General features: G+C 39.7%; 1 protein-coding gene. It reads right to left on the bottom strand.

The features are described 5' to 3' along the window. Positions 1 to 161 precede the first annotated feature (161 nt). Entirely contained in the window at positions 162 to 698 is a 537-nt protein-coding gene (locus AB4371_RS22315) for a tyrosine-type recombinase/integrase (RefSeq protein WP_102394471.1), read from the bottom strand. Between the last annotated feature and the right edge of the window lie 123 nt (positions 699 to 821).

Here is an 821-nt window from a genome sequence, read left to right as displayed (position 1 = left end):
TAAGCTTGTGTATACCTAATCTGTTCAAGGTCCTCAAACCTTGGACAGATTAGTAGTATTTGCACTTAACGTATTGAAAATAATCAAGTGTAGCGGTGAATGGGTAACAACTTTCAGCGTAATAGCAATTGAAACACCTAAGTATTTAGGTTCCTTTTCGATTAACACTCAGTACCTTCTGAAAGCAACAATGCATCTTCTAATTCAACCCCAAGATAGCGGATTGTATTATCTACCTTGGTATGACCAAGTAGTAGCTGCACCGCTCGGATATTTTTCGTTTTTGCGTAGACTAACGTCGCTTTTGTTCGCCTCATCGAGTGAGTGCCATACAAGTTAGGATCCAACCCCAGATTAGAAGCCCATCTCCTCACTAAGTATCGATAGTACGAATAGCTAATCGCTTGTTGCTTTCGCCTTTGGCTTGGGAAAATAAAATTGCTGTCATGTAGCGAAGCCATCAAAATCCATTTCATTAGACTCTGTTGAGTTCTTGTCGTTATCTCAAATTGAACTTCAATATCTGTTTTGCGCTGGATATGCTTAACGCGGTTAAATATCCTATCTTGCGAAGATACATCGCAAACTCTGAGAACGAGCAAATCACTTGCTCTAAGTTTGCTATCAATAGCTAAGTTGAGCAACGCAAGCTGCATCAAATTATTTTCAATTTCTAATCTGGTTCTGATCCGCCAAATTTCCTCAAGCCGAAAAGGCTTTTTGACGCCACTTCGTTTTGTTGAAAACTACCATGATGACCTCCTTTTTAATTTGGTCATCACGATTGTAGTTGGAAGGAAATGTCGAGTAGACGACACTTG

Origin of the sequence: Vibrio sp. 10N.261.51.A3 (genome assembly GCF_041471965.1) — a bacterium.
GTDB lineage: Bacteria > Pseudomonadota > Gammaproteobacteria > Enterobacterales > Vibrionaceae > Vibrio > Vibrio crassostreae_C.
This window is presented reverse-complemented; position numbering and strand designations above follow the sequence as displayed.